Origin of the sequence: Pseudomonas sp. IT-196MI5 (assembly GCF_949767415.1) — a bacterium.
In the GTDB taxonomy this organism is placed as follows: domain Bacteria; phylum Pseudomonadota; class Gammaproteobacteria; order Pseudomonadales; family Pseudomonadaceae; genus Aquipseudomonas.
The window spans coordinates 1-26,867 of the sequence record NZ_CATKPZ010000017.1 but is presented as its reverse complement, the minus strand read 5'-3'; the positions used below and the strand labels follow the sequence as shown (position 1 = coordinate 26,867).

Here is a 26,867-nt window from a genome sequence, read left to right as displayed (position 1 = left end):
AGGTCTACTGTGGGAGCGAGCCTGCTCGCGAAGACGGTATGTCAGGCAATATTGATGTCGACTGACACGGCCTCTTCGCGAGCAGGCTCGCTCCCACAGGTTTTGCAGTGTCAGTCTTTGCCGGGCCAGGCGCTGACGAATTCGGCGAGATCGACTTTCTCGGCCACTCGCGGTTCTTTCTGCGGTGTACCCAGATACAGGAAAGCAATCACCTGTTCCCCCTCCGTCAAGCCAAGCCCCTTGGCCACATGCGGCGAGTAAGCCAGGTCACCGGTACGCCACACCGCACCGATGCCCTGCGCATACGCTGCCAACAAAATCCCGTGGGCCGCACAGCCCGCCGCCAGCAACTGCTCGGACTTCGGATACTTGACGTGATCCTGCAACCGCGCAATCACCACTACCACCAGCGGTGCCCGCAGCGGACCATTGCGCGCCTTGTCGATGGCCGCCTCGCTGACTTCTGCGTCCGAAAGCTTCGCCGCTTCGGCCAGCAACTCGCCCAATTGCTCGCGCGCCGCGCCTTCCACCGTCAGGAAGCGCCACGGCTGCAAGTGGCCATGATCCGGGGCGCGCATGGCGGCGCCAAACAGCACTTCGCGCTGCTCGGCAGTAGGCGCTGGGTCAATCAGTCGTGGAACGGAAACACGGTTGAGCAAAGCGTCGAGAGCCTGCATCGGCTACCTCCTGAAAAATTTGTGCGGCTATTCTAGCGGCAACTGCGGCAGCAGTGCCGGTTTACATGCCCTGCCTCGCGGGTAGAATGGCGCCCTTTCCACTATCAGCCGAGCGGACCTCATGGCGTTGCCGACCTTACGGATCATTGGTTTCATCATCGGCATCTTCCTGATCACGCTGGCGATTTCCATGGTCGTGCCCATGGCCACGCTGGTCATTTTCGACCGCACCAGCGACCTGCCGTCGTTCCTCTGGGCCAGCATGATCACTTTTGTCGCCGGTCTGGCGCTGGTGATTCCGGGGCGCCCGGAACACATTCACCTGCGCCCCCGGGACATGTATTTGCTGACCGTCAGCAGCTGGCTGGTGGTGTGCATCTTTGCCGCGCTGCCGTTCCTGCTGACCCAGCACATCAGTTACACCGATTCATTCTTCGAAAGCATGTCCGGCATCACCGCCACTGGCGCAACCGTACTCAGCGGCCTGGACACCATGTCCCCCGGCATCCTGATGTGGCGCTCGTTGCTGCACTGGCTCGGTGGCATCGGCTTCATCGGCATGGCGGTGGCGATCCTGCCGCTGCTGCGCATCGGTGGCATGCGGCTGTTCCAGACCGAATCGTCGGACCGCTCGGAAAAAGTCATGCCCCGCTCGCACATGGTGGCGCGCCTGATCGTGGCGGCCTACGTCGGCATTACCATTGTCGGCAGCCTGGCGTTCTGGTGGGCCGGAATGAGCCCGTTCGATGCGGTCAACCACGCGATGTCGGCGATTTCCACCGGCGGCTTCTCCACCTCCGACCAGTCCTTGGCCAAGTGGCCGGAGCCTGCGGTGCATTGGGTCGCGATCGTCATCATGATTCTCGGTGCCCTGCCGTTCACCCTGTATGTCGCCATGTTGCGTGGTAACCGTCGGGCGCTGATCAAGGATGAACAGGTTCAAGGCCTGCTCGGCATGCTGCTGGTGACCTGGCTGGTGCTCGGCACCTGGTATTGGTGGACGACCCAACTGCATTGGCTGGAGGCGTTACGGCATGTGGCGCTGAACGTGACGTCAGTGGTGACGACGACCGGTTTCGCACTGGGGGACTACAGCTTATGGGGCAATTTCTCGCTGATGCTGTTCTTCTATCTGGGGTTTGTCGGCGGTTGCTCCGGCTCGACCGCGGGCGGTATCAAGATTTTCCGCTTCCAGGTGGCCTATATCCTGCTCAAGGCCAACCTTAACCAACTGATTCACCCACGCGCGGTAATCAAGCAGAAGTACAACGGTCACCGCCTCGACGAAGAAATCGTGCGTTCGATCCTGACCTTTTCGTTTTTCTTCGCAATCACCATCTGCGTGATTGCGCTGCTGCTGTCGCTGCTCGGCGTGGACTGGATGACCGCCCTCACCGGCGCGGCCAGTACCGTATCCGGTGTCGGCCCGGGGCTCGGCGAAACCATCGGCCCGGCGGGCAACTTCGCCACCCTGCCGGATGCCGCCAAGTGGATTCTGTCGTTCGGCATGCTGCTGGGCCGACTGGAGATCATTACGGTGTTTGTGCTGTGTATTCCGGCATTTTGGCGTCATTGACCGCTTCAGATATTTGCATCAGCCGCATCCGGTACTCGCCGGGTGTGGCATCGAACCAGCGGCGGAAAGCGCGGAAGAAGTTGCTCGGATCGGCGAAACCCAGCAAGTAGGCGATTTCCAGCAAGGTCATGGCCGGTTGCGCCAGGTACTGCTCGGCCAGTTCACGCCGGGTATCGTCCAGCAGCACCTGAAAACTCGTGCCCTCTTCCTGCAAACGCCGCTGCAAGGTGCGCTGGGACAGATGCAACGTCTGCGCCACGGTGTCGCGCTTGGGCTCGCCCTGGGGCAACAGGCGACACAACACCTGCCGCGCCTGGTGGGTCACCCGGCTTTCGGAAAAGCGCGCCAGGTACTCGCCGGCAAAGCGGTCATGCAGCAAGGCCATGGCCTCGTTGGCCGTCGGCAGTGGCGCTTCCATGTCCGCGCGTTCGAAAATCAGCGCATCGTAAGGCGCGTTGAACAGCAGCGGTGCATGGAAGGCTTGTTTATAGGGTTCAAGGTTGACCGGCTCGGCGCCTTGCAACAACACATTGCGTGGATGCAGCGTACGCCCGGTCAGCCAGCCGCACAGCGCCAAGGCACAGGCCAGTGAAGCTTCGGCGCTTTGCCGGGTCGGCGGTAGATGATCGCCATGCACCGTCAGAATCAGCGCATAGCCTTCTTCCAGCAGCTTGAAACTCAGGTCGGCACTTTCGGCGATGATGCGCTGATAGCGCACCAGGCGCTGAAAGCCTTCGGCCAGGGTCTGGCTGGACATCAAGGCGTAACCGGCCACATGAAACTGCGCCGGTCGCACCACCTTGCCCATGTTCAGGCCGATGGCCGGATTGCCGGACAGCTCGACCGCGCGCTGCCACAGCCGTGTCATGGAGTCTTGCGGGAAACGTGCATCGGGATCATCCAGTGCCGCATAGTCGAGCCCCAGTTGTTTAAACAGAACCCGGCAGTCCAGGCCGTCCATCTCCAACGCTTTGACAATCCCCATCGCCCAGCTTGCAGAAGTCGTTCGTTCGCTCATGGCGTTTTCTTACATGGTGGCCGAATGCTACGGCTCTTGACCGAAGGATACTAAAGTGGCGCCTATTGTCACTGGCTGATGCCACTGATCACTCTAGACTCAAATAAGCTACCCGCAGAACAACTTGCAGCAAGAACAATAACCACAGAGATCGCTGTCGTGGAAAACGTCAAACGATTCAACAGCTTCGCAGAGTTCTATCCTTACTACCTCAGTGAACACAGCAACAGTACCTGCCGCCGTTTACACTTTATCGGCACGACCCTGGTTATCTTGATTCTGGCGCTGACCATTGGTCGCGGCGCATGGATGCTGTTGTGGGCCCTGCCTGTGGCGGGTTACAGCTTTGCCTGGGTCGGGCATTTCTTCTTCGAGAAGAACCGCCCGGCAACGTTCCAACACCCCTTCTATAGCCTGCTCGGCGATTTTGTCATGTACCGGGACATGGTTCTGGGGCGCGTTCCGTTCTAGCTGACATCCGTCACAAGCGAGTTGCCGATGAATGCCAATGCCCGCTTCACCCACATGAAGGACGGCTCGCAGGAAGACTGGGCGATCATTTTCTTCCATCACCTGGGCATGGATCGGCATCTGCGCGAGCAATCCCAGGACCATCCGCAGTACCAGGCGACCGTCGAGTTCTGTGCCAGGTACGATGCAGCGGCGTTTGACCCGGCATATGACACGCGGCCATTGAGCTTTTTCGAACCGATGATGGAGCGGTTATTTGCGCACCCCAGGAACTCGATTTACAAGGCGGCGATGCAGGAGCACTCGCCGGCCTGAGAGATCCGGCGGGACCGCTTCGCGGTCCATCGCGAGCAGGCTCGCTCCTACAGGTTTTGCGGCGTCCACAGAATATGTGTTCACTACAAATCTACTGTAGGAGCGAGCCTGCTCGCGATGAGGCCCCCACGGGCACAGTGATTATCAAGCCAGCTCGGTGACCCTGGTGGCCTTCAACTGCGCCTCGCGCGCCTGGGCATCCGCCAACCGGTACAGCTCGATCGAACCATCCCAATGCTCGATCAGCGCCGTGCACGACTCCACCCAGTCGCCGCAATTGAGGTAGTCCACTTCGCCGACCTTGCGAATCTCGGCATGGTGAATGTGCCCGCACACCACGCCGTGCAGCTCGCGTTTGACGCATTCATGGGCGATGGCTTCTTCGAAGTCGCTGATGAAGCTGACCGCGGTTTTCACCTTGTGCTTGAGGTAGGCCGACAGCGACCAGTAGCCGTAGCCATATCGCGCGCGCCAATGATTGAGCCAGCGGTTGAGGGTCAGGGTGAATTCGTAGGCCGAGTCACCGAGAAAGGCCAGCCAGCGATGGTAACGGGTAATCACATCGAACTGGTCGCCATGGATCACCAGCAGATGCCGGCCGTCGGCGGTGACGTGCACGGCTTCGTCCACCAACTGGATATTGCCCAGGATCAGCTTCGAATAGCGGCGCAGGAATTCGTCATGATTACCGGTGACGTAGATCACCTCGGTGCCACGCTTGCTCATGGTCAACAGGCGGCGGATCACGTTGGTATGCGCTTGCGGCCAGTACATGCCGCCGCGCAGTTTCCAGCCGTCGATGATGTCGCCGACCAGGTAGATTCTGTCCGCGTGGTAGCTCTTGAGAAACTGCGACAGGTGTTCAGCCTGGCAATCCCGGGTGCCCAAATGCACGTCGGAAATCCATAAAGTCCGTACGCGTTGTTTACGGGTGGGTTTGGCGAGCTCGGCGCTGGTCATGGGCAACCCTCTGGCAAGTTTTGCCAAGTCTGCCCCGGCCCGGTTAATCGTCCATGACAGCGTCAAGTCAGTCCTGTGACAGCGCTTGCAGGCCCGCTCGGTGTAGACTGACGCCCTGAACCGGGAGACCTGCGATGAGACCGATCCTCACGCTTCGCCAATACAGCCATGACCTGATCGTCCACAGCCACGACCACGCGCAATTGGTGTTCGGGCTTTCGGGCGCCCTGGATTTCGAGGTGGACGGTCGTGGCAGCCAGGTGGTGCAGCAGAGTTTCGTGGTGATACCGTCAGGCGCTCATCATGCGTGTGGCAGCCCCAATGGCAGCCGCTGCCTGGTGCTGGATGTGCCCGGCGAACAATGGGTTACCCAGTCATTGGGCGATCACGCCGAGTCCAGCCGGCGCTTGCTCGACAACGCCGGCCGACTGTCACTGGATGCAGGGCAAAGCCAATTGGTCAGTTGGCTGGCGAACAGTCCGGTCGATGATCCGCTGATTGCACAACAAGGCGCGGTGCTGCTACTGGCCAGTCTCAATAACGCCAGGCCCGACGCCGTCGGCGGTCGGCGCCTGCCCTATGCCGCGCTGAACGCACACATCGATCAGTACGCGGCGTACCCGCTGCAAGTCGCCGATCTGGCCCGGGTGGCCGGCCTTTCCAGTGCCCGTTTGCATGCGCGGTTCGTGGCCGAGTGCGGGCAGACGCCGATGGACTACATCCGCAGCCGACGCCTGCACATCGCGGTGGGCTTGCTGCGCAACTCGGCGCTGCCCATCGGCGAGATTGCCAACCGAGTCGGCTACAGCTCCCAGAGTGCCTTTGCGGCAGCGGTGTTGCGCGAGTTCGGGGCATCGCCCGGAAAACTGCGGCGCGAGGCTGGCGACAAAAAACGCTAGTCTGCCGACAGACTTGATGGGCGATTACGCGCTTCAATGATGCCTCTATTCGTTTGTCGTCAAGGATTGCAATGACTCCCCGTACCGCCCTTGGCGCCCTGCATATCGGCGCATTGATGTTCGGCCTGACCGGCGTGTTCGGCAAACTGGCCGCCGCGTCACCGGCGATCATCGTGTTCGGCCGCGCCGCTTTTGCCGTGCTCGCGCTGGCGTTTTTTGCGCGGTTCGCCAGCCAGACGCGCTGGCAGAAACTCGAGGCCGTGGACTGGCGTCGACTGTTGCTCAGCGGCTTGTTGCTGGCCGGGCACTGGGTGAGTTTCTTCATTGCGGTGAAAGTCGCAGGCGTGGCAATTGCGACGCTCGGCTTCGCCAGTTTCCCGGCCTTTACCGTGATCCTCGAAGGGCTGATCTTCCGCGAGCGCATCCGCGCCAATGAAATCGTGCTGGTGCTGCTGGTGAGTATCGGGTTGGTGCTGGTCACGCCTGATTTTGACCTGGCCAGCGGCGCCACCACCGGTCTGCTCTGGGCCGTGGCTTCCGGGTTGTTGTTCGCCCTGTTGTCGCTGACCAACCGTGCCAGCTCCGGGCGCGTCCCGCCCGTGCAGGCAGCGCTGTGCCAGAACGTGGTGGTTGCCCTGTGCCTGCTGCCGGTGGCGGCGCCTCAATTGAGCGAAGTGCGTGCCATCGACTGGCTGTGGATCGGCCTGCTCGGTGTGTTCTGTACCGGTGTCGCCCACAGCCTGTTCGTCGCCAGCCTCGCGGTGATAAAAGCACGCACCGCCGCCGTGGTGTTCGCCCTGGAGCCGGTCTACGGCATCACCGCTGCCTGGATGTTGTTCAACGAAAACCCGACCCTGCGCATGTTGCTGGGGGGCGCGCTGATCATTGTGGCGATTGTGGTGTCCAGCAGGTTCTCGACTGGTTCAAGCAAAAAACCCATTACGGCCGAGGCCGCGTCTCACTGAGTGCGGTCGTTGTGCCCCAGGTCGCGGTCCGGGTCGATCTGGTCACGGACCCGCTGCTTGAGCATTTTGGCCTCAGGAAAGCCACCGTCCGCCTTGCGCTCCCAGATCTGCACGGTGTCACAGTAAATATGAAAGACCCCGCCAGTGCCCGGCACCAGGGAGACTTTGCCCAGGTCATCACCAAAGGTGCTGAGCAGCTCCTGGGCCAGCCAGGCCGCACGCAACAGCCACTGGCATTGCGTGCAATAGGTGATGATGATTTCCGGCTTGCTGACGGTCATGATGGGGCTTGACTCCAGAGTTTGACGACGCCGCTATGATAGCCCGACCGGAGGCTGCCGAGACGGCGAAGCGGGTTGCGCCTCCAATTCGAACGCAGGCTCGATGATGGCCAGAGCAGCCGACTGCTGGTTCTCGTTTGGGCGGACCACGTCCCAACTCGACACCATGGACAATTCCTCCAGGTTGAGCCGGTACTCATCGTCAGCGGCGGATTCGCCAGACATCGCCAAATCCGCAACCACCGCCACCGCAGCAGCGACCGGGATGGAATGACGGCTATCGACCCGTTCAAGCTCATCGTTGGCCGGCACTCCGTCGCGATGCACAGCAGACGGTTGCATGACGGGGGGCCACATCACTGGCTCGGCAAAGAGCTCAGCCGGCGGTTCATGCTGCGACGGCAGAGCCTCTGGTGTTGTGGCTCGATGCTGCTGACGGCGAACAAACCAGCCCAGCGCCAGTAATGCCATAAGTGCCGACATACCGGCAATCGCTAGCCAGCCAATCCCGGGGTTTTCGGCAATAGCGGAGGCTGGCGCCACTGCGTCGGAAGCAACGGGTTGCGCCTTTACCTTCTCGAGTTCCGCCAGTTGGGTTTGCAGTTCGGCCAACTGTTTTTTCTGGCCTGCGATCAGTTCATCCTGGCCTTGAAGCTTCTTGTTGAGCTCATCGACAGTGGTTTGCAACTGGTGGTTTTGCAGGGTGCTGGCGGCCAGTTGTTCGACAGCGGGATCAACCACGGCGACGTCCGGTTCTGGCGTCGTCTTTGTCACGGGTGACGGCGCCATGTCCGGTTGGACACGGGGGAATGCGGACGTCGGGGACCGGAAAACCGGTTCATCGGCGGCAGGTACAACGCCTGGCGTACCCGGCGGATCGATCAGTACCGTGTACTCACGCAGCAATCGCCCGTTAGGCTGATTGAGCTGCACGAGGAAATTCAGGAACGGTTCACTGACAGGTTTGCCAGAGGTCACCTGGATCACGCTGCGATTACCGCGCAGGACCGGGGTGAACGTCAGGTTGTTGAGGAAAAGTGCCCGGTCGACCCCGGCACGGCTGAACTCGTCTGCCGTTGCCAGGCTCACCGACAGTTCGTTCTCCTCCAGGCCAGCCGCATCCACCAGTGCGATATCGGCACGCAGCGGTTGATTCAGCGCCGAATGCAGAGTGATTTCACCCAGGCCCAGCGCAGGCGCCCATGCCGAATAAGTGACAGCGGCCCCGGCCAGTAACCACTGAGAACCACCGCGTAAAACCAATCGCCAACACTTGAGCATGAGCATCCTTGAGATCTACAGAAACTACGCGTACGCGTTCGTACATCCGTTACGAACACGATATTGCCGAGTAGTTCTTATAGTCTGCCTATTGCGCTATCTCAAAAACCTGGCGTTCGGTTATGCCTCAGGATTTTTCAAGGTTGCCCAGGATGTGCCCGTGAACCCGCATGCACACCTTCAAGTCTGCCTCATCGACGCCTTCGAACAGTTCATGGCGCAGTTGCGTGGCAATGGTTTCAATTTGTTCGATCAGGGGACGCGCCGGCGCGCAGAGCACGATTTTCTTTGCCCGACGGTCTTCCAGCACGGCCTGGCGTTGCACCAGGCCCTGGCTTTCCAGGCTGTCGAGCAATCGGGCCAGGGTCGGTCCTTCGACGCCGACGCTTTGTGCCAGCTCTCGCTGGGTCGGAGCTTCGTCGAAACGCGCCAGGTGCAGCAGCACCAGCCAGCGCGCCTGGGACAAGCCCATGCCCGCCAGTCGGCGGTCCAGTTCGGCACGCCAGCCGCGGGACATCTGGGCCAATTGCATGCCAAAGCGGTGTTGATCGGTTAACGGCATAAAACACTCAAGATTAGACTGAAATAAATAAAAACTAATTATTAGTCAGCTAAGCATGAGCCTCGACTTGAGGCAAGGCTTGATCTGTACTGAATCGTTACATCAGCCCTACAGATGCCTCAAATCTCGAACTCCGACTGCAAGGCAGCCCGTACGCAGTACAACACCCCTTCCGGCACCCGGCCCGCGAACAGCGCAGCGATCTCGGAAACCGGCGGCAACTCGCCCTCGCCGTCGAGGAAAGCGTCCTGCACTTCACCCATCAGATCCTCAGGCAGATCCAGCGCTTGCTCCAACGACAATTGCTGCTTGCCAATCGCTTCGGCCAGCATGGTGTAGACGTTCTTTTCCGAGCACTGCAACTGACCGGCGATCTGCACCGGCGTCATCCCGGCCCGCGCCAGCGTGATCAGTTCGTGGCGTACGTCGGCCACCACTTTCGGCGCCTCGACCTGGCCGCCGAGCACCTCGAGGAAGGCCTCGCCATAGCGTTCCAGCTTGCGCGCGCCGACGCCGCTGACCGTGGCCATTTCCGCCAGCGAGGTCGGCTGACTGCGCAGCATTTCCAGCAAAGTCGAGTCGGGGAAAATGACATACGGCGGCACGCCATGTTCTTCGGCGAGTTTGCGTCGCAGAGCACGCAAGGCTTCCCACTTTTCGCGCTCCTCGCCGCGGACCAGTTGGCTCGCCTGGCTCTTGCTGCTTTTCGCAGTGGTTTGCGCCTTGAGATCACGGCGCAGCTCCAGGGTCACTTCACCTTTGAGTAGCGGCCGACACGTATCGCTCAGACGCAGACCGCCATAGCCCTCATGGTCAACATCGGCCAGCCCGCGAGCCACCAATTGGCGGAACAGGGAGCGCCACTCGCCTTCGGCCCTCGCCTTGCCGACTCCAAACACCGACAGATGCTGATGGCCGAAGTTGCGGACCTTTTCGTTGTCCTTGCCGAGCAGTACATCCACCAGGTGCCCGACCCCGTAACGCTGACCGGTGCGGAAGATCGCCGACAGCGCCTGGCGCGCAGGCTCGGTGGCATCCCAGGTCTGCACGCCGTCGACGCAGTTGTCGCAATGACCGCAAGGCTCGGGCATGTCTTCGTCGAAGTAGGCCAGCAGCGTTTGCCGACGGCAGCGGGTTTCTTCGCAGAGCGAGAGCATGGCGTCGAGCTTGTGCTGCTCCAGGCGCTTGTGGCGCTCGTCGCCTTCGGAGTTCTGCAGCATCTGCTTGAGCATCACCACGTCTTGCAGGCCGTAGGCCATCCAGGCATCCGCCGGCAGGCCGTCACGGCCGCCACGACCGGTTTCCTGATAGTAGGCTTCGAGGGATTTCGGCAAATCGAGATGCGCGACAAAACGCACGTTGGGCTTGTCGATGCCCATGCCGAACGCCACCGTGGCAACCATGATCAGGCCTTCCTCGTTGAGGAAGCGTTTCTGGTGGTGGGCCCGCGTGTCATTGGGCAGGCCGGCGTGGTACGGCAGTGCCGGGAAGCCTTGTTCACTGAGGAACACCGCTACTTCGTCGACTTTCTTGCGCGACAGGCAATACACGATGCCGGCATCGCTGCGCCGCTCGGCGAGGAACGCCAGCAACTGTTTGCGCGGCTGCTCCTTGGGCACGATGCGGTAAAAGATGTTCGGCCGGTCAAAACTCGACAGGAAGCGTTCGGCGTCTTGCAGGTGCAAACGGGTGACGATTTCTTCCCGGGTGCGCTTGTCGGCCGTGGCGGTCAGGGCGATGCGCGGCACGTCGGGGAACATTTGCGCCAACTGGCCCAGTTGCAGGTATTCCGGACGGAAATCGTGGCCCCATTGCGACACGCAGTGTGCTTCGTCGATGGCGAACAAAGCGATGTTCAGCCCCTGCAGAAATGACAGCATGCGCGGCTGGACCAGACGCTCCGGCGCCAGATAGAGCATTTTCACTTCACCACGGCGGATGCGGACGGCGAGGTCGCGCTGCTGCTCGGCGCTGAGGGTGGAGTTCAATGCGGCGGCGGCCACGCCCAGCTCTTCGAGGGTGGCGACCTGATCGTCCATCAGTGCGATCAGCGGCGAGACCACCACCGCCAGGCCTTCGCGCAACAGCGCCGGGACCTGGAAGCACAGGGACTTGCCGCCGCCGGTAGGCATCAGGACCAGGGCATCGCCGCCACTGGCCACGCGCTCAATGATTGCACCCTGGCGGCCACGGAAACTGTCGTAGCCGAAGATGTCCTTGAGGACGCGTTGAGCCTGTTCGAGCATAGAAACTCCAAAAATCACCGAAACATCCCTGCAAGGCTGGTTCAGAACCCGCGACGCTGCACCGAAAAATCGTAAGTGCACATTGCATGACGCTTCACATCTCAGCCGTGAAGCCAGCAGGGCATCACAAAACGCGCGAGTATACCCGAGCCCCGTCCGGCAGAGGGCACCGCTGATAAGACTGCGGCAAACCTGATGTGCATCAAAAACTGTGGGAGCGAGCTTGCTCGCGATGAGGCCATCACAGTCAACATTGATTTCGCCTGAACCACCGCTATCGCGAGCAAGCTCGCTCCCTCAGGGATACCGCTTGACCGAACTGCAAGGGGGGCAGCTTCCACAAACGGGCAAATATGCCGTGCGGCTGGCCCAAGTGCTCAAGAAGGCCTAGAATTCCCGCATCGAACATTCCCCAAGGTAGTCCTTTAATGTCCTTCGCTGAGCAACTAACCCGCCTGCAAGTCTTCCTCGACGCCGATGAACTGCATGACGAGGCGCTGGACTACGTGGCCGCCCACGGCTACCTCACCGCGCTGTCGATCTGTTCCGAAGTCGTTCCTGATCGTGAGTGGATCGACGCCCTCTTCGCCGAAGAGCCACACTACAGCGGCGAAGCCCAGCGCGAAGAGATCGAAGCCACGCTGATCGGCCTCAAGGCCCACATCGCCCGCCAACTGGCCTCCGACGAAGAATTCGAGCTGCCGTGCGACCTCGACCTGGGCGACGACCCGGACGATTCCGAACTGCGTGGCTGGTGCATCGGTTTCATGGAAGGCGTGTTCCTGCGTGAAGAAGCCTGGTTCGAAACCGCCGAAGACGAAGTCAGCGAAATGCTGCTGCCGATCATGGTCGGTTCGGGTCTGTTCGACGAGCAACCGGAGTTCTCCGACATTGCCGCCGATGCCAACCTGATGGACGACATGATCGTGCAGATCCCGGAAGCCCTGACCGCGCTGTACTTGCTGTGCAACGCACCAGACGAAAAACCGGCGATTCTCAAGCCACGTCACCACTAAGGTTGCGCCTATGGACAACCCCATAGGCAACCGCCCCCTGATGTTGCGCTACGTGCTGCTGGCTCTCGGCTGGCTGAGCGTGGCGCTGGGGGTGATCGGAATTTTCCTGCCGGTATTGCCCACCACCCCTTTCCTGCTGCTGGCGGCCGCCTGCTTTGCCCGCAGTTCGCCGCGCTTTTATCAATGGCTGGTCGAGCATCCCCGGCTTGGCCCATGGATTCGCGACTACCTCGACGGCAATGGCATTCCGCTCAAGGGCAAGGTCTACGCCATTGGCCTGATGTGGGCGAGCATCCTGTTCTCCAGCTACCTGGTGCCGCTGCCCTGGGCACGGGGGTTCATGCTGACCAGTGCGGTGCTGGTGACCGTCTACATCCTCAAGCAGAAAACCCTGCGCAAGTCCTGAAGTCTCCCGGCACCCTCGCCACAAAAAGCTCATTCAGCGTCCTTCGACCGACGACCTGCCCTCCCCCCGCAAAAACACCACCTAAACTCCACAAACCTACACTCGAGCAGCCAGTCATGGCCCGCAGTCTGCGTAGTCCAGGATGGCCAGCGCTCCGACTTCGGCTCGGCGGCTGGATGCTGCTGGCTGGTTTGCTACTGACTGCATTCAACGGGGTCCGGGCCGACTGGGACTTTTCACGGATTCTGCAAACCGTTGAACAACGCTACGGCCCGCCGGGACGGGCGCGAGGCCGGATCGAAGCGTGGAGTCAAATGCTGCAGAGCACACGCGGCGCGCCCGAACCTGAGCAACTCAACGCGGTGAACCGCTTCTTCAATCAGCAGCTGACCTTTCAGGACGACACGCGCATCTGGCAACAGACCGATTATTGGGCCACCCCCGTCGAAGCCCTGATCAAGGGTGCCGCCGACTGCGAAGACTATGCCCTGGCGAAATACTTCAGCCTGCGCCGACTCGGCATTCCCAGCGAAAAACTGCGCATCACCTACGTCAAGGCCCTGAGCCAGAACCAGGCGCATATGGTGCTGACGTTCTACAGCACCCCCACGACCGACCCGCTGGTACTGGACAACCTGATCGGCGATATCCGCCCCGCGTCCGAACGCAAAGACTTGCTACCGGTGTACGCCTTCAATGCCGAAGGTCTGTACCTGCCGGGCAAGAACGGCGGCCAGCGCAGCAGCGACCCGAAAAAGCTGTCGCGCTGGCAGGACGTGTTGAAAAAGATGCAGGCCGAAGGCTTCGACATAGGGGACGGCTGACCGCCATGGCAAGGAGCGATGTATGACACTGCGTAAACAGCTGTTCCTGGCCATCTGCCTGTTCCTGCTGGTGGCGTTCAGCGGTAGTTTTTTTGCCGACCTGGAAAGCTCCCGCGAGCAAACCCTCAGTCAGCTGCGCGCCCACGCCCAGGACGCAGCCACCGCGCTGGGGCTGTCACTGACCGTACAGGTCGATGACCCGGCCATGATGGAGCTGATGGTCAGTTCGATTTTCGACAGTGGCTATTTCAGCAGCATCCGCGTCATCAGGCTCAAGGATCAGCAAACCCTGGTGGAGCGCAGCGCACCGACAAAAATCGACGGTGCACCTGACTGGTTCGTCAACCTGGTCGACCTGCGCCCGGAAGGCGGCGACGCCTTGATCATGCGCGGTTGGGAACAGCTGGCACGGGTCGAAGTGCTGAGCAATCCGCAATTTGCCCTGGCCAAGCTCTGGGACAGCACTCTCGGCAGCCTGATCTGGTTGTTGTTGTGCGGGCTGTTCAGTGCGGTGCTTGGAGGATGGATGCTGCGCCGGCAATTGCGCCCACTCGACAGCATGGTCCGACAGGCTGAAGCCATCAGCAAACGCGAGTTTCTCAGCCTGCCGAAACTGCCGCGCACACCGGAGTTGAAACGGGTGGTGCTGGCGATGAACCAGATGGTCGAGAAGCTCAAGGCACTGTTCGCCGAAGAGGCCGCACGCAGCGAAAAACTGCGCGCCGAATCCTATCTGGACAGCCTCACCGGCCTGGCCAACCGGCGCCTGCTCGACGAACAACTGGCCGACCATTTGCGTGTGTGTGAACAGAGCCGCGATGGCCATTTGCTGATGTTGCGGATCAATGACCTGAACGGGCTCAACCAGCGACTGGGTGGCCAACGAACTGACGCACTGATCCGTGCCGTGGGCGAATTGCTCAAGCGCCTGACTCAATTGCCGGAGCGTCGCACCTGGCTGGCGGCGCGCAATCGGGGCGGCGAATTCAGCCTGCTGACACCGGGTCTGGACGCTGAAAATGCCGCGCGTCTGGCCTCCGACGTCAGTGCCAGCCTTGAGAACCTGCGCCTGACCGGCGCCAGCGACTGCATGCCCGTTGCCCACTTGGGCGTTGTCGCCTACCGCCCCGGAGAGCCGATCAGCAACGTACTCCTGCGCCTTGACCAGGCACTGACCGAGTCCCGGCAGCATCCCGAGCGCCCCTGGGTGCATTCGAGCCATCGTGACACGGCGCCGAATCACTCCCAGCACGACTGGCGCACCTGGATCGACGATGCCTTGAGCGAAGGCAAAATGCAGCTGTACTTCCAGCCCGTCGTGCAATGCGCCGACACCCGCCAGGTGCTGCATCACAAGGTGCTCGCACGCCTGCTCGACCCACAGGGCGAGGCGATTGCCGCCGGGCACTTCCTGCCGTGGATCGAGCGTCTCGGCTGGTCGGCACGGTTCGACCTGGCAATGCTCGAAGCCACGCTGGACGAACTGGTGGTCAACCGCAGACCCTTGGCGCTGAGTCTGTCCGGCAGCACCCTGCGCGACCCGGAGCAATGGCGAACGATCCTCGACCTGCTGGACTCTTTGCCCGAACTGGCGCCGCTACTGACCCTGGAAATCGACGAGCGCCAGTTACCGTCCCCCGAAGAATTGCAGCGTATGAGCCACAGCCTGCTTGCCAGCGGTTATCGAATCGGCCTGCAACACTTTGGCGGGCGCTTCAGCCAGATCGGCAACCTCACCCAATTGGGCCTGGCGTACCTGAAAATCGATGGGGCCTACATTCGCAACATCGACGTGCAGCCTGATAAACGGCTGTTTATCGAGGCACTTTACCGGACGACCAACAGCATCGATTTGCCGTTGATTGCGGAGCAAGTAGAAACCCAAGGGGAGTTGGAGGTGATCAGGGCACTGGGGGTGTTTGGCGTAACGGGGCGCCTGGTCGGACCGCCGCAGTCGATGTGAAGTATTTGGGGATGACCCGATCACCGGAGCCGTCCCCAAATGCGTCAACTACATGGTTTATGGCTCCAGAAAACAACGAAAGCTGGTCCTTATGTGACTAAGAGACGTTCCAATACTCAACGCAAATTCACCACGAGTTTGAGCAGGGCAGGTTATATTCCAAGTCATACTGCCGGTTGGAGAAGTGAAGGCAGGATCGCTCTTAAAGTAATTTCCATTGAGCTGTCCACCGCCCTTTTGCCAGGATAAAACCACCCACCCCAGTGATGGGCTGCCCGGTTTAACAACAACACTCAGTGTTTCTGATACACCGCCCTTGAACCGTGCTCCGTCAGCAGGAATATCCACTCCATTCAGCTTGATCGTTGCATAATCCAAAAGGTTTGAGGAGCGCCTGATGCAATCCGATACTGTAAGCGGCGTCATCCCTTGACCCGTTATGACGAGGTTGAATTCTATCTCTCTAGTGTCCACTATGCCGGTCAGATACCATTCATGATCAGTGGTTTTGGTCAGTATGAGGGGGCTGCTGGTCAGCGGATCGGGTAACCCGGGCTCTTTGAATGTAAAGTTCAACATCAGTGGAAAGCCTGCAATGGGGCTCCCAGGGTTAGCTCGAAAATTGAGGTGTTTACTTACACCCGGCAAAAACTCTTTCGGGCCTACAGGTATTGGTAGGAGGGTCCCGCCCAACGTAGCGTACCCTTCATCGGACAAGTTGGCCGACAGTACCCAACACGGAAACTCATGAACCTGATCAAATTCCCTGGTGAAGAACACCAGCCTGACACGCCCGCTTAAATTCTCCGGCGTCAGTCTCCAACTTGCTTCACCGTCATTTACCGACACCCAATCACCGAATGCAGGCTCGGCTCCGATGACCAGTCCGTTGTCATTCACCAATCCCAGATTGATTTTAGTTCCGTTCAGCCAGGGCGCTTTAACTATCAATTCATTTGACTGCCCACGGCGAAGCCCGATACCTGGCGAGTTCCATGACACTTGCTCGCCATTCATGAAAAAACTTGCCTGTTCCCATGGAGAGTTTTGAGTTCCCGAAAAAGCTGTTGTCGCCGTCATGATGCCGCCTCTTAAAAAGCAATGTATTCAAAGAAGAAACACCACTCTAAAAAAACATGCACATAAGTACCACTGTCAAAAATACCAGTTAAACCAGAATAAATCGCAATAAGAAAACACCATTCCATGCTAGTAACGCCACCAACTTCAATTGGGGCCTGGTGTACCTGAAAATCGATGGGGCCTACATTCGCAACATTGACGAGCAGCCTGATAAACGGCGGTTCATCGACGCAATTTTTCGCGCGACCCACAGTATTGATTTGCCGTTGATTGCCGAGAGAGTCGAAACGCCGGGGGAATTGGTGGCCATCAGAGAGTTGGGGGTTTTCGGCGCGATGGGGCGGTTGATCGGTCCGCCAAAGCCAATGTAGCCAGACATCCCGGCTGCCAATACAACTTCTACCATTGATCGGAAACCGACTTGAACCTGTTATTTATGACAGTAGGCAAGCTATCGGAACGGGTTTTAAATAACTCCGGCATCCTCACTTTTCAACGCTCGGAGTCAACATCATGACCGCTAAACCACCAAATACCCCGGTACTCTCGCCAGACGCACAGAGTGAAACAACCGCGACAGTAACCTTCGATCAAATCCTGGATAGCAGCGGTATTTCCGTTGGTAGAAACACCATAACTTTTGACAACACCCTGACCTTCAAGGGTACGGCCGGCGCAACGACGGAGCTCTGGATTCGCGATGGCGTGACCAGAATCACTAGCGCGACCAGCAGTGGATCAGGAACCTGGATCACATCGTCCACACTGCTGGACTTCAAGCGCTACCGCTTTACCGCTATCGAGAAATCCCCGCCTCAAGACTACTCCACATCCTACGTTATCGTCCTGGCGACTGAGACGCCGATCATCGACAAAGTCATTGGCAAGGATGGCCAGATTGAAAATGGCGGTACCTACAATGGCGACTCACTGGAATTCTCCGGCTACGCACCTCCCAATATGGAAGTCGAAGCGTTCAACGGCAACACATCCACGGACAAGAAAACCACTGTTAATGGTGACGGGCTGTTCAATCTCACCCTTGATGGGCTCACTGTTGACGATTACAGCATCAAAATCAAGGCAGCCAATGGCAAAGAATCCGGTGTGTTCGCCTTCAAGGTCGTATTTGATGTGGACTTGAGTCTCGATGATGTGGTGGATTCCAATGGCAGCATTGCCGAAGGCGGCGAGACCTTCGACGACAAGGTAACCGTCAGCGGCTATGCCAGGCCAGGCGAAGAGGTTCAGTTGCGCAATAACAATGCGCGAATCGACAACGCAACGGATACCGCTCGGGATGACGACGGGTTCTGGGAAATCGTACTGGATGTGACCCCCAATGCCTACAGCCTGACCGTCGAGGCGCTGTATGGCGATGGCGAGATCTCCGCGCCACCGCGCACCTTCAAGGTGGAATCCATCATCAAGCCGCGCAATACCCGTGTGTTGGATAGGTGCGGCCAGCTCATCGATGACCACGGTAGCACCCCATACAACTATGTAATTGTCAGGGGTGATGCTGCCGAGTCAGCGGCGATCAAGCTGAAGATCAATGGTGTCACCGATCCGGAGCAGAAACCAGAACCGACCAACGATAAGGGCATGTGGGCCAGACTTGTTCCGAACCTGGTCAACGGAACCACTTATGAATTTATTGCAGTGGCAGACTATGGAGACAATGCCGAGTCCAATGCATGGACGATTACCATCGAGGAGTAGGATCTCAAACCCGTCATTAAAAGCGTCAAGGACTCTCACGGTCAGCCGATTCCTCGAAGGCGGGTATACCACTAAACGATCAGGGTTGTTTACCTGATTACCCCACAGGTTTTTCCTCAGTAGTACCTGCCAAACGAAAAAAACCGCTTAACGCGGTTTTTTTCATCCCCCATATACCAAGCCATTAAAACCCGTAACTCACCCCCAGTGTCACCGACCATGGTTGTTCGTAATTTTCCCCCTTACCGTAGTCGAGGTCTGCACTCACCCGTACATTGGACGCCATGGAAACCGACACGCCACCACCCACTTCAAAACCGCTGCCCGACAAATCGCTGTTGAGCTCGTTGCCGTTGACATGCACGTTGTCGTTGTTGGCAAACTCATGAACCATCGCGACACGCCCGTATGGCTGCACGACGGTGCCGCCGGCCATGTTGAAGTCACGACCGGCAGCGACACCCAACTTGGCACGCAACGAACGCGTCCGATCGCCGTCGGCGTCCATGCCATTGTCGAGGTCATAGCTTGCGCCCTCGATGACCGCCGCCGACAATTGGGCGGAAGGTTTGACCCGCCAGTCATCCGCCAGCCGGATGTTGCGGCCGACTTCCACCAGTGCGCTGACGGCCGAATTGCTGTAATCGCCTTTGGCGCGGGTTCCGTCGCTCAAACGGACTTTCGAGTCGTTGCGGAAATGGTTGAACTTCAGCGCGCCATCGACGTAGTAACCGTTGTCCGGATCCTGCCAGCCAACGTATGGACCGGCGTAAAAACTATCAACCGTTGCGCTGCTTCCGCCTTTGAGATCAATGTCCGACTGGCTGTAACCGGCCAGCACCCCGACACTCCAGGGACCGTTGCCCAGACGTGTATCGGCGCCCAGGGAAACGCCCTGTTGCCGCTGTTGGTAGGCCACGCCCGCTCCCTCGCCGACGTTGTACTTGTTGCCGTAGGGCCGTACCCAAACGCCATGCAAATTGCCGTCCGATTGCAAATCACCCATGCGGTTTTCGAGTGATTTCAGCTCGCCATAGGAAATGGTCGACGCGGTGCGAAACAGCGCCAACGCCGTCTGGGCACCAGGACTGACCGTTTTCGTGGTGGGGTCGAGGAACCACTCTGTTCCGCCGTTGCCATCGACGGCGCTAGACAGATCGTAGGACCAGGTGCCCAGATCCACCCGGCCGCCGATCAGCGAAAACTGCGCATCGCCGCTGGCGGTGCGCACCAGTGCCAGTTGCTTCGTGGCCACCGCATCGGTGCCCGAAGCCGCGACTTCCAGCCCGAATTGACCATTGGCTGCGCCGGTCACATTGAGAAAATCACCGGTTCCGGTCGCAAAATCGCCCTTCATGGCAAACGTGCCACTGCCCTCGAGGGTGCCAATGTTCAGTTGACGGAATGCGCCCGCGGCATTACCGAAGTCAACCCGGCCACCCTCCATGGTCAGGGTGCCAACGGTGTCATTACCGGTCATGGTCCAGTTCGATTGACTGAGCGTGACGCCCGTGACGTTATCCAGGCGACCGGTGAACTGCGAGCCGTTTTGCAGGGTGACATTGGCGCTGGAACCGTTTTCGACCACTACATCGCCGGTCATCCGGCCTCGATCGAACGTCAGGTTGGCGGTGCTGTCGTCGGTGACTTGCACGTTGCCTTGCAAGACGCTGCCAGCCACTCTCATGGCGGCCGTGGATGCGCCCAGCACTTCCAGCAGATTGCCGTTGCCGCCCGCCAACGTGGAGCCGTTCAACACCTCGATCGTGGCGTCGACACCACCGTCCACCTCCAACGCCGGCCCGCTGCGGCCCACTACGCTCGAGCCGTCCAGCACCAACGACGCGGTGCCTACGGGGAAGTCCGATTCAAACCGGATACCGGCGGCATCACCGCTGATTTGCGTATTGGCGGTTGCACGAACGGAACCGCCCGCAACGATCAGGCCGAAGCTGTCTGTATCCGTCCCCGTGACCGTGCTATTGATCAGGTCAAGGGTGCTGAAGCTCGTTACGGCGGCACCGGAGATGGCGCCACTGAAGTGACTGTTTGCGGCGGTCACCACCGAACCCTGGGTCGAGTCGGGCTCCCGGTTGACCAACAGTGCGATGCCGTCAGCAGTCACCGTCGCCTGATTGATAGTCCCCCGGCTACCGTTGATGGTTATTCCGTCGCCACCGGCATTGCCGTTGATGGTGCCGCCGTTGATATTGAGCGTCGAGCCACGTTGAATCGTGATGCTTTGCGTCGTGGCACCGTTCACATTGAGAACGCTGTTATTACGCACCGAATAGTCGATAGGTACAGGCGCGCTTGTCGGATCGACATCCAGCGTGCTGCCGTTATCGACGATGACCGCTGCAAAAGCAGCGGATGAGCTCAAAAAAAAGGCCGGCATCAACGCCAGCGCTCCAATGGATCGTAAGGTGAAAGTCGGGTTTGCTGCTGTGCGGATCGTCATGGATTCATATCCTTCTATCATTGCGCCCTCACTGAACAATGACGCCTGGAGGACTACGAAGGCGGCAGACGATACCGACTCTTCCTACGGGAAAATGTAGGATTAATCTCTAAACGCATCAGAAAAAACCGCCATTCCCAATCCAGTCCACCGCACAATAAAAAACGCTTGAAAAAAAAATGGAGGCGCCTAAGCGCCTCCAGATTATTTGGTCAAGGGAGGGGGGAGTTCGCAATACGAGCCATCACCATGGTTCATGGTGACGCGGAACAGTAATGATTCGGAGCGTGTGTAGTATCCGTCCTGGATTGACGCACACGTCAGTTCGCACCAACCGTTGAAAATCGTCTGGAAGACAGTATGTTCAAAGAACACACTAAAACCAGCCTTTGCCTCGGCAAGAGTAGGTTTTTTTTCCACACGGGCAAATGCACCCTCTATCGTAATACCTGGCTTGTTGTTTCCGCCGTCGACTACGTTTTCATAGCCCTGGATGGCAAATGAAATATTTTTACCCTCAAATTCTGCATCCGGAGCAAATACAACCTCGACTGCAACCTTGTTCGTATCTGGATCACGCACCAAAGAATCGCAATACACCGTTTCACCGTCACCGTTTCCAGGATCACCGGTTACTTTAAAACCGGGTTGAGGCATAAAAATCTCATCGACATAGACATCGACGTGCTGATCTACAGCGACAGCAATCGTATCATTTACACCCGGATGACAAACAATGTACCCAACACGCATTTGTTTGTTGTTCCCCCCGCCAGCAATGTAATTCGGAGGAATATCACCTTCCAAAATTGTTTCATCTGTCTCAGTGCCATCCAGCGTCAAGGTTTTTGGAATAAGCGCACCGTCGTAATAAAATTCAATCACATCATCTTCTTTATGCCCCTTGTAAATTAACATGCGGACCTTTGCCCCCAAGACCTTATCGTGCGCATTAAGATAATTCGGCCTAGGGTTTAAACCTTTCACATTGACAACATTCAACTTCGGATCTGGAGAGCCTGGCAAACCAGGATCATCGGGGTTATCCGGTTGCTCACCAGGTTTATCCAAATGCACTTTCAGTACTTTCACGATTGGCGTTCCAGGGATCAGCTTGTTGCCACGTTGAATCTGGTACTTGTATTCAAGATTTTTAAGATCCAGATTCCCGTCATCCAGAAGCTCTTTATAAGTGATATCATCAATAAATGGCGGGGCGCTAGGGATATCGATAACCTTTGCAGGTTGACTAGCGATCTGTCTCCGCAACTTGTCACCAGCTCTCCAGTTCAGAAACTTATGTTTACCATGTACAGGTACTTGCGTATCCCGGAACAAAATCGCCCGATCAGTCACATCACCATGTTCCAGCACGATGTCCAGTGTCAGGTCCTTGGGCATGGGAATCATTGAAATTGGAACCGTAACGGGTGGCGATGCCAAGCTTCGATTGCCCTTACGATCCGTTACGTATGCGAACAAATCGATTGTTCCTTCGTCTACCGTAATCAATGCCCTTGTAAGTTTTTTGGTTTCCAGTGCTTGTCTGGGCGAAACGAGCTTCACCGTTTCAATGAGCGTCGAATCAGCAGTAGGCTTCCCGTCCAAACCTATCTTTCCCATCCAGAACTCAAACAAGTCATCTGTCTTGGCGCCGGCGTACGTGTCCTTGTAACTTAATAAAGCATGGGCTGAGACGTCCTCAAAATACTCATGGGTAAACCCGTCTTTTTTAATTTCATCGGGATAGGTGACTGCCTCGCTCAGTGTGGGCGCTTCTTTATCGACATGAATGGTTATCGGATCAGAATCCTTGCCGTTCAGGCCAAACTTCACATTGTATCTAACCTCGTGCTCTCCCGGTTCGTCTGTCTTGTCGGCTGGAATCACCAGCCTTTTATCGTCTGCCCAGTTAGCTGGCAAAGGCGTAAGGCCCTCGACTATGTTCCCTATCAGGGTACCTCCCCACTTTGCTTGTACCCTCACCCGAGTTTTGTCCGGATTGTCGCCAGCGGGCAGGTTTGCAAAGGTCAGACTCACCGCAAGGCCCTGGTCTTGGGATTTGACCTGATTACCCGGGTCATCATCTGTCGGCCCCAGCAACACAGGCGATTCCACTCCGGGCGCATCGTAATCTGCCGGTCCAGGGACGCGAGGCTTTTTCCTGCTGCGCAGTGAACTGGTTTTCAGCGTGTTTGTTTTTTCAACAATGGTCATTTCGCAGTTCCTTCCAGTAATCGGACGTTCTGCCCACGTGTCGACTCAAGCCCTATCCACGAAGACTCGGCGCCAGTTTGATAAGCCCGGTTTGCGCGTGCCAAAACAGGGCATCGAGATGCTCTGGCACACATGAGTGTTTAAGGAATGCTCACCTGTTTACTCATGGGGCGAGACTTGATTTAAAGGCAGCGAAGAAGGACTGGCTACTGTCAGAAATTACAGTTCTCCCTACCATCGGTCGGACTTTCACTTCTGTCACAGACAAAAAACCCGCCATCCCTTCACAGGGATGGCGGGTTCTTTAGTGGGTTTTCAGGTCACACGGTATCCACCTTCAACGAATGATCATTGAGCATGCCGTTGATAATGGTCGCCGTGTCATGCCCGCCCGCGATCACCCCACCCGCTCCCGGCGTTACACCGTAATGGCTGGCCAGGTTGACGCCAGCCAGGTCGATGGTCTGGTTCGGCGCGGCGCCGGCCATGGCGCTGACGTCGATGCTGGTCACCGTCGACGGCCCGCTGCCGGTGACGGTGAAGTGCAGGTAGTCATCCAGTGAAGCCGTGGTGCCGTTTTCCCCTTGCAGCAGTTGCGACAGGTCGAGCTTGTCGGTGCCGGGGGTGAAGTCGGTGATCACGTCATGGCCGCTGTTGCCCTTGAGCCACTGGAAGGTGTCGGTCCCCGCTCCGCCGGTGAGGGTGTTGTTGCCCAGGCCACCGATCAGCCAGTCATCGCCGCCCCCGCCGTTGAGGATATCGTTGCCCAGGCCGCCGTTGATCACGTTGCTGTTGTTGTCGCCGGTCAAGGTGTCGTTGAAGTTCGACCCGGTGAGGTTTTCGATGCCGGTCAGGGTGTCCAAGCCCGCGCCCAGGGTGTTCTGCGCAGCGAGCAGGCTGAGGTCGACCGTCACTCCGGCGCTGGCGTGGGCGTAACTGGCCGTGTCGATGCCCGTACCGCCGTCGAGGATGTCATTGCCCGAACCGCTGAAGAGCAGATCATTGCCGGCGCCGCCGTGCAGCTCGTTGTTGCCGGAGCCGGCTGTCAGCACATCGTTGCCGTCGCCGGCATTGATGATGTTGTTGCCCGTGCCCGCCACCAGTACGTCGTCCCCGCTGGTGCCGGTAAGGGTGTGGCCGTCCTGATAGCTGATGGTCAGGTTGGCCGAGTCGCTGCCGCCATGGTTGTCGTTGGCGGTGTAGGTGCCGTGATAGTCCGGGGTGACGTCGTGTGCCCCGGCGTAGTTGACGGTCATGGTCAGTTGATAGTCTTCCGCCGCGTTCGTATTGCCGTTACCGGGGTTGGGGACGTTGGTCAGGTGGATCTGGTAGGTGCCATCCGCGCTTGCGGTGATGGTGCCGCCATCGGCGATGCTGACGAACGCGCCACCGTTGAGCGAATACTCCATCGTGATATGCCCAGGGTCCAGGTTGTGATCGAGGTTGAGCGTCTCGCCTTGTTTCAGCTTGACCGTGATGAGGTCTTCATTGCTGCCATTGGAGTTGTTCGCCGCGCCGAGATAGCCACTGATCACCAGCAGCGCCGTCATGGTCGCCGTGTTGGCCGCAAAGGCATTGCGCACGTCTGCCAGACTCTGGTTGGCGGGGTTGTTGTTGGTGCCGGTGAAACTGATCGCGCCGGTGCCGGTGAAATCCGCGCCCTTGGCTATCCAGCCGGTGTTGAACGAGGTCGGTGTCGCCGAGAGTTGATCGCCATTGGGGTCGGTGTCGTTGGCCAGCAACAGTTCGCCCGGCACCACGACGGTGCCCGAGAGCACGTTGGTGATGACGTTATCATCGCCAGCCACTGGCGGTGCATTGGGTATGACCTTGACCGTCAAGGTGGAGCTGGTCAGGTCGCCGTCGTTGTCGCTGGCGGTGAAGGCGATGTTTTCGGTGATCAACACCGACGTGGTTTTCTGCGAAATGTAGGCGTATTCACCGGAGTCGAGATTGATCTGCAAGGTACCGCTGTTGTTGGTGGCAATGCTCAACGTGTTGTCCACGGTATTGAACGTGCCGTGGTTGAGCCCGCCGCTGAAGTTCAGCGAGCCCTGATTGCTGTTGCCGCTCGGATCGTAGGTGTACGTGGTGCCGTCCACCGTGACGGTTTTGATGAAGCCGCCATCGGCGCCGAATGTGCCGCCCTCGCCCAGCAGCGAACCGGTGACCGGTGCGCCGATCACAGTGCCGGACAGCACCGAGTTGAGCTGGTTGAGATCGGTCACCACCACCGCATTGGTGTCGGTGTGGCTGCTGCCGTCATAGGCCAGTGGATTGAGGTTGGCGTTGCTGACGCCGCTGCCCAGGCCGATCGCGTAGTTCTTGATGTCGTTTGCATCGAGGAAGGCCTTCAATGCAGTCTCGTCGGCAGTGCCGATTTCCTGGCCGGTGGTGGGCTTGCCGTCGGAGAAGAAGTAGCCGACGTTTTGCGCACCGGTGAGTTTGCCCGAGGTGTTGAAGGCGGTCTGCATGGTCAGCACGGCCGCGTCGTAGTTGGTATTGCCGTTCGCGATGAGGCCGGCCAGCAGTGTCTTGGCTGTCGCGACATCGACCCACACCGAAGTCATGTCGGTGGCGCTGCTGCTGAAGGTGACGAGTTGCACTTTCACATCGCCGAGGTCGTCGTATTTATCCAGCAAGGCACTGATGGCCTGCTTGGCCAGATCCAGGCGCGACAGGTTCGACACGCCGGAAGGGTCGGCCATGCTGCCGGAGACGTCGAGTACGATCAGCAGGTTGGAATCGATCTCCACCGCCGCCACCGAGCGATCCGTTGCCACCGCCCTGGGCACGTCATCGACAATGTTGACCACGATGGTGCTGGTGCTGCTGTTGCCCAGCGCATCCGTGGCTTTGTAGGTGAAGCTTTCACTCAGGCTGTTCGGCCCGTCGTTGGCATTCGGCGAGGTTTTCGGAGCCGAGGTCAGGGTGTAGGTGTAACTGCCGTCGGGGTTGAGCAAGATTTGCCCATAGGTGCCGGTGGCGCTGCCGACCAGCGTGTAGGTGACCGCGCCGCTGGCACCCGATACAGAACCGACCAGGGTGCCGGACGCGGTTTCGCCAGTGTTGCCCGGGTCGCTGCCGGTGACCGTAGCGGCGGCCAGGTCCTGGCCGTCCTTGCTCAGGTCGAGGGCTTTTTCGTAGACCGTCACGTCGCTATCGGGGTTGGCCTTGATGATGCTGTTGGCCACGTCGATGGTGATGGTGGTGGTGCTTTCATCGCCATCGGAATCGCGCACGGTATAGGTGAACGTATCGGTCGCCCCCGCATCGCCGACCGAATTCTGGTTGCTGTGATACACCGCGCTGCCGTTGGCATCGAGGGTCAGGTAACCATAGGTGCCGTTGATCTGATTGCCGAGCCCGCCGATGGCCGACGTCGAGGTATTGCTGCCGGCGCGTACGCCGACCACCGTCGCCGGACCGTCGGCGCCGCTGATGTCGTTGCCCAGCACACTGATGTTGACCGTTCCACCCTCCGTCACCGACGACGAGTCAGGTTTGGCGCTTGGCAAGTCATCGATGATATTGACGTTGAGCTGCCCGGTCGCACTGTCGCCGTCCGTATCGGTGGCCACGACGTTGAAGTTCTCGGCCAGGCTGTTGGCGCCGTTGCCCGTCGGGTGCGCTTCGTTGTCATTCAGGGTGTAGCTGTAGTTGATCACCCCGGTCGCCGCGTTGAACCCGGTGACGGTCAGGGTGCTGCCCAGCGGCGTGCTGATCGATTGCGGGAAGCCGGCGGTCACGCCACCGCTGACCACGGTGATGCCGCCCACTGTCAGGGTTTGCAGGCCATCGAGTGCGGTCACGGTGAAGGTGCCGCTCTGGGTCAGGGCTGGCGTGTCGGGGCTGTTGCCGTCGCTGAGGTTTTTTTCGTAAACCGTCAGCTCACCGCCATACACGTCGAGGCCGTTGAGGGTT

General features: G+C 58.9%; 20 protein-coding genes and 2 pseudogenes. 11 read left to right on the top strand and 11 right to left on the bottom strand.

The window, feature by feature from the left end; translation table 11 throughout:
- Positions 1-110 precede the first annotated feature (110 nt).
- On the bottom strand, positions 111-677 hold the full coding sequence (locus ACM6IK_RS13295) for an NAD(P)H nitroreductase (RefSeq protein WP_414874704.1): 567 nt from the start codon (positions 675-677) through the stop codon (positions 111-113).
- A 121-nt stretch (positions 678-798) separates the two neighbouring features.
- On the opposite strand from ACM6IK_RS13295, the gene ACM6IK_RS13290 reads away from it, so the two are divergent.
- Positions 799-2,253 (top strand): TrkH family potassium uptake protein, encoded by a 1,455-nt coding sequence (locus ACM6IK_RS13290; protein ID WP_414874703.1) that lies wholly within the window; start codon positions 799-801, stop codon positions 2,251-2,253.
- Here ACM6IK_RS13290 and ACM6IK_RS13285 read toward each other — a convergent pair.
- Positions 2,210-3,271: an AraC family transcriptional regulator gene (locus ACM6IK_RS13285; protein WP_414874702.1), complete on the bottom strand. Its 1,062-nt coding sequence runs from the start codon at positions 3,269-3,271 to the stop codon at positions 2,210-2,212. The genes ACM6IK_RS13290 and ACM6IK_RS13285 overlap by 44 nt on opposite strands.
- 159 nt (positions 3,272-3,430) lie before the next feature.
- On the opposite strand from ACM6IK_RS13285, the gene ACM6IK_RS13280 reads away from it, so the two are divergent.
- Together ACM6IK_RS13280 and ACM6IK_RS13275 are read left to right on the top strand one after the other, a co-directional pair.
- Positions 3,431-3,742 carry an Mpo1-like protein gene (locus ACM6IK_RS13280; RefSeq protein WP_414874701.1) on the top strand — a complete coding sequence of 104 codons (312 nt, stop codon included), beginning with the start codon at positions 3,431-3,433 and terminating at the stop codon, positions 3,740-3,742.
- A 90-nt stretch (positions 3,743-3,832) separates the two neighbouring features.
- Positions 3,833-4,057: pseudogene (locus ACM6IK_RS13275) on the top strand (phosphohydrolase); the annotation flags it as partial.
- A gap of 144 nt (positions 4,058-4,201) precedes the next feature.
- On the opposite strand, the gene ACM6IK_RS13270 reads toward ACM6IK_RS13275, so the two are convergent.
- Positions 4,202-5,017, bottom strand: coding sequence for a UDP-2,3-diacylglucosamine diphosphatase (locus ACM6IK_RS13270; protein ID WP_414874700.1), 816 nt, complete (start codon positions 5,015-5,017; stop codon positions 4,202-4,204).
- Between the two features lie 134 nt (positions 5,018-5,151).
- Here ACM6IK_RS13270 and ACM6IK_RS13265 point away from each other — a divergent pair, with 134 nt between their 5' ends.
- Complete coding sequence (locus ACM6IK_RS13265) at positions 5,152-5,916, top strand: AraC family transcriptional regulator (protein ID WP_414874699.1); 765 nt, start codon at positions 5,152-5,154, stop codon at positions 5,914-5,916.
- A gap of 71 nt (positions 5,917-5,987) precedes the next feature.
- Positions 5,988-6,881 carry a DMT family transporter gene (locus ACM6IK_RS13260; protein WP_414874698.1) on the top strand — a complete coding sequence of 298 codons (894 nt, stop codon included), beginning with the start codon at positions 5,988-5,990 and terminating at the stop codon, positions 6,879-6,881.
- On the opposite strand, the gene ACM6IK_RS13255 is transcribed toward ACM6IK_RS13260, so the two are convergent.
- From ACM6IK_RS13255 to recQ, 4 genes are all read right to left on the bottom strand, one after another.
- Positions 6,875-7,162 carry a SelT/SelW/SelH family protein gene (locus ACM6IK_RS13255; RefSeq protein WP_414874697.1) on the bottom strand — a complete coding sequence of 96 codons (288 nt, stop codon included), beginning with the start codon at positions 7,160-7,162 and terminating at the stop codon, positions 6,875-6,877. The genes ACM6IK_RS13260 and ACM6IK_RS13255 overlap by 7 nt on opposite strands.
- A 33-nt stretch (positions 7,163-7,195) precedes the next feature.
- The gene (locus tag ACM6IK_RS13250; RefSeq protein WP_414874696.1) at positions 7,196-8,443 is read right to left on the bottom strand and encodes a FimV family protein; all 1,248 of its coding nucleotides are present in this window, start codon (positions 8,441-8,443) and stop codon (positions 7,196-7,198) included.
- Positions 8,444-8,570: 127 nt separating this feature from the next.
- A complete protein-coding gene (locus ACM6IK_RS13245) occupies positions 8,571-9,005 on the bottom strand; it encodes a MarR family transcriptional regulator (protein ID WP_150724407.1) in 435 nt (144 codons plus the stop codon).
- A 119-nt stretch (positions 9,006-9,124) separates the two neighbouring features.
- Positions 9,125-11,251, bottom strand: coding sequence for a DNA helicase RecQ (recQ, locus tag ACM6IK_RS13240; RefSeq protein ID WP_414874695.1), 2,127 nt, complete (start codon positions 11,249-11,251; stop codon positions 9,125-9,127).
- Between the two features lie 428 nt (positions 11,252-11,679).
- Here recQ and ACM6IK_RS13235 point away from each other — a divergent pair, with 428 nt between their 5' ends.
- The 4 genes from ACM6IK_RS13235 to lapD all read left to right on the top strand — a co-directional run bounded on the left by ACM6IK_RS13235 (position 11,680) and on the right by lapD (position 15,460).
- A complete protein-coding gene (locus tag ACM6IK_RS13235; protein ID WP_007975277.1) occupies positions 11,680-12,267 on the top strand; it encodes a YecA family protein in 588 nt (195 codons plus the stop codon).
- A gap of 10 nt (positions 12,268-12,277) precedes the next feature.
- Positions 12,278-12,673, top strand: a complete 396-nt coding sequence (locus ACM6IK_RS13230; RefSeq protein ID WP_414874694.1) for a YbaN family protein — start codon at positions 12,278-12,280, stop codon at positions 12,671-12,673.
- A 116-nt stretch (positions 12,674-12,789) separates the two neighbouring features.
- Positions 12,790-13,497, top strand: a complete 708-nt coding sequence (gene lapG, locus ACM6IK_RS13225; RefSeq protein ID WP_414874693.1) for a cysteine protease LapG — start codon at positions 12,790-12,792, stop codon at positions 13,495-13,497.
- Between the two features lie 22 nt (positions 13,498-13,519).
- Positions 13,520-15,460 carry a cyclic di-GMP receptor LapD gene (gene lapD, locus ACM6IK_RS13220; protein ID WP_414874692.1) on the top strand — a complete coding sequence of 647 codons (1,941 nt, stop codon included), beginning with the start codon at positions 13,520-13,522 and terminating at the stop codon, positions 15,458-15,460.
- 57 nt (positions 15,461-15,517) lie between these two features.
- Here lapD and ACM6IK_RS13215 read toward each other — a convergent pair whose 3' ends face one another.
- The gene (locus ACM6IK_RS13215) at positions 15,518-16,540 is read right to left on the bottom strand and encodes a hypothetical protein (protein ID WP_414874691.1); all 1,023 of its coding nucleotides are present in this window, start codon (positions 16,538-16,540) and stop codon (positions 15,518-15,520) included.
- A gap of 155 nt (positions 16,541-16,695) precedes the next feature.
- On the opposite strand from ACM6IK_RS13215, the pseudogene ACM6IK_RS13210 reads away from it, so the two are divergent.
- Together ACM6IK_RS13210 and ACM6IK_RS13205 are read left to right on the top strand one after the other, a co-directional pair.
- A pseudogene (locus tag ACM6IK_RS13210) lies at positions 16,696-16,914 on the top strand (EAL domain-containing protein); the annotation flags it as partial.
- 142 nt (positions 16,915-17,056) lie between these two features.
- Positions 17,057-18,265: a carboxypeptidase regulatory-like domain-containing protein gene (locus tag ACM6IK_RS13205; RefSeq protein ID WP_414874690.1), complete on the top strand. Its 1,209-nt coding sequence runs from the start codon at positions 17,057-17,059 to the stop codon at positions 18,263-18,265.
- Between the two features lie 184 nt (positions 18,266-18,449).
- Here ACM6IK_RS13205 and ACM6IK_RS13200 read toward each other — a convergent pair whose 3' ends face one another.
- The 3 genes from ACM6IK_RS13200 to ACM6IK_RS13190 form a co-directional block, all read right to left on the bottom strand.
- Entirely contained in the window at positions 18,450-20,726 is a 2,277-nt protein-coding gene (locus ACM6IK_RS13200; protein WP_414874689.1) for an autotransporter outer membrane beta-barrel domain-containing protein, read from the bottom strand.
- A gap of 204 nt (positions 20,727-20,930) precedes the next feature.
- Entirely contained in the window at positions 20,931-22,943 is a 2,013-nt protein-coding gene (locus ACM6IK_RS13195; protein WP_414874688.1) for a hypothetical protein, read from the bottom strand.
- 320 nt (positions 22,944-23,263) lie between these two features.
- On the bottom strand, positions 23,264-26,867 hold a 3,604-nt coding region (locus ACM6IK_RS13190; protein ID WP_414874687.1), incomplete at its 5' end, for a beta strand repeat-containing protein.

Excerpts from the sequence above, each read along its gene's own strand:
- ACM6IK_RS13270 (WP_414874700.1), bottom strand. The coding sequence starts at position 5,017 with ATGACCAGCGCCGAGCTCGCCAAACCCACCCGTAAACAACGCGTACGG.
- ACM6IK_RS13255 (WP_414874697.1), bottom strand. The coding sequence starts at position 7,162 with ATGACCGTCAGCAAGCCGGAAATCATCATCACCTATTGCACGCAATGC.
- ACM6IK_RS13200 (WP_414874689.1), bottom strand. The coding sequence starts at position 20,726 with ATGACGATCCGCACAGCAGCAAACCCGACTTTCACCTTACGATCCATT.
- ACM6IK_RS13235 (WP_007975277.1), top strand. The coding sequence starts at position 11,680 with ATGTCCTTCGCTGAGCAACTAACCCGCCTGCAAGTCTTCCTCGACGCC.
- ACM6IK_RS13285 (WP_414874702.1), bottom strand. The coding sequence starts at position 3,271 with ATGAGCGAACGAACGACTTCTGCAAGCTGGGCGATGGGGATTGTCAAA.
- ACM6IK_RS13245 (WP_150724407.1), bottom strand. The coding sequence starts at position 9,005 with ATGCCGTTAACCGATCAACACCGCTTTGGCATGCAATTGGCCCAGATG.
- ACM6IK_RS13250 (WP_414874696.1), bottom strand. The coding sequence starts at position 8,443 with ATGCTCAAGTGTTGGCGATTGGTTTTACGCGGTGGTTCTCAGTGGTTA.
- ACM6IK_RS13195 (WP_414874688.1), bottom strand. The coding sequence starts at position 22,943 with ATGACCATTGTTGAAAAAACAAACACGCTGAAAACCAGTTCACTGCGC.
- ACM6IK_RS13205 (WP_414874690.1), top strand. The coding sequence starts at position 17,057 with ATGACCGCTAAACCACCAAATACCCCGGTACTCTCGCCAGACGCACAG.
- ACM6IK_RS13260 (WP_414874698.1), top strand. The coding sequence starts at position 5,988 with ATGACTCCCCGTACCGCCCTTGGCGCCCTGCATATCGGCGCATTGATG.
- lapD (WP_414874692.1), top strand. The coding sequence starts at position 13,520 with ATGACACTGCGTAAACAGCTGTTCCTGGCCATCTGCCTGTTCCTGCTG.
- lapG (WP_414874693.1), top strand. The coding sequence starts at position 12,790 with ATGGCCCGCAGTCTGCGTAGTCCAGGATGGCCAGCGCTCCGACTTCGG.
- ACM6IK_RS13265 (WP_414874699.1), top strand. The coding sequence starts at position 5,152 with ATGAGACCGATCCTCACGCTTCGCCAATACAGCCATGACCTGATCGTC.
- ACM6IK_RS13290 (WP_414874703.1), top strand. The coding sequence starts at position 799 with ATGGCGTTGCCGACCTTACGGATCATTGGTTTCATCATCGGCATCTTC.
- recQ (WP_414874695.1), bottom strand. The coding sequence starts at position 11,251 with ATGCTCGAACAGGCTCAACGCGTCCTCAAGGACATCTTCGGCTACGAC.
- ACM6IK_RS13230 (WP_414874694.1), top strand. The coding sequence starts at position 12,278 with ATGGACAACCCCATAGGCAACCGCCCCCTGATGTTGCGCTACGTGCTG.
- ACM6IK_RS13215 (WP_414874691.1), bottom strand. The coding sequence starts at position 16,540 with ATGACGGCGACAACAGCTTTTTCGGGAACTCAAAACTCTCCATGGGAA.
- ACM6IK_RS13295 (WP_414874704.1), bottom strand. The coding sequence starts at position 677 with ATGCAGGCTCTCGACGCTTTGCTCAACCGTGTTTCCGTTCCACGACTG.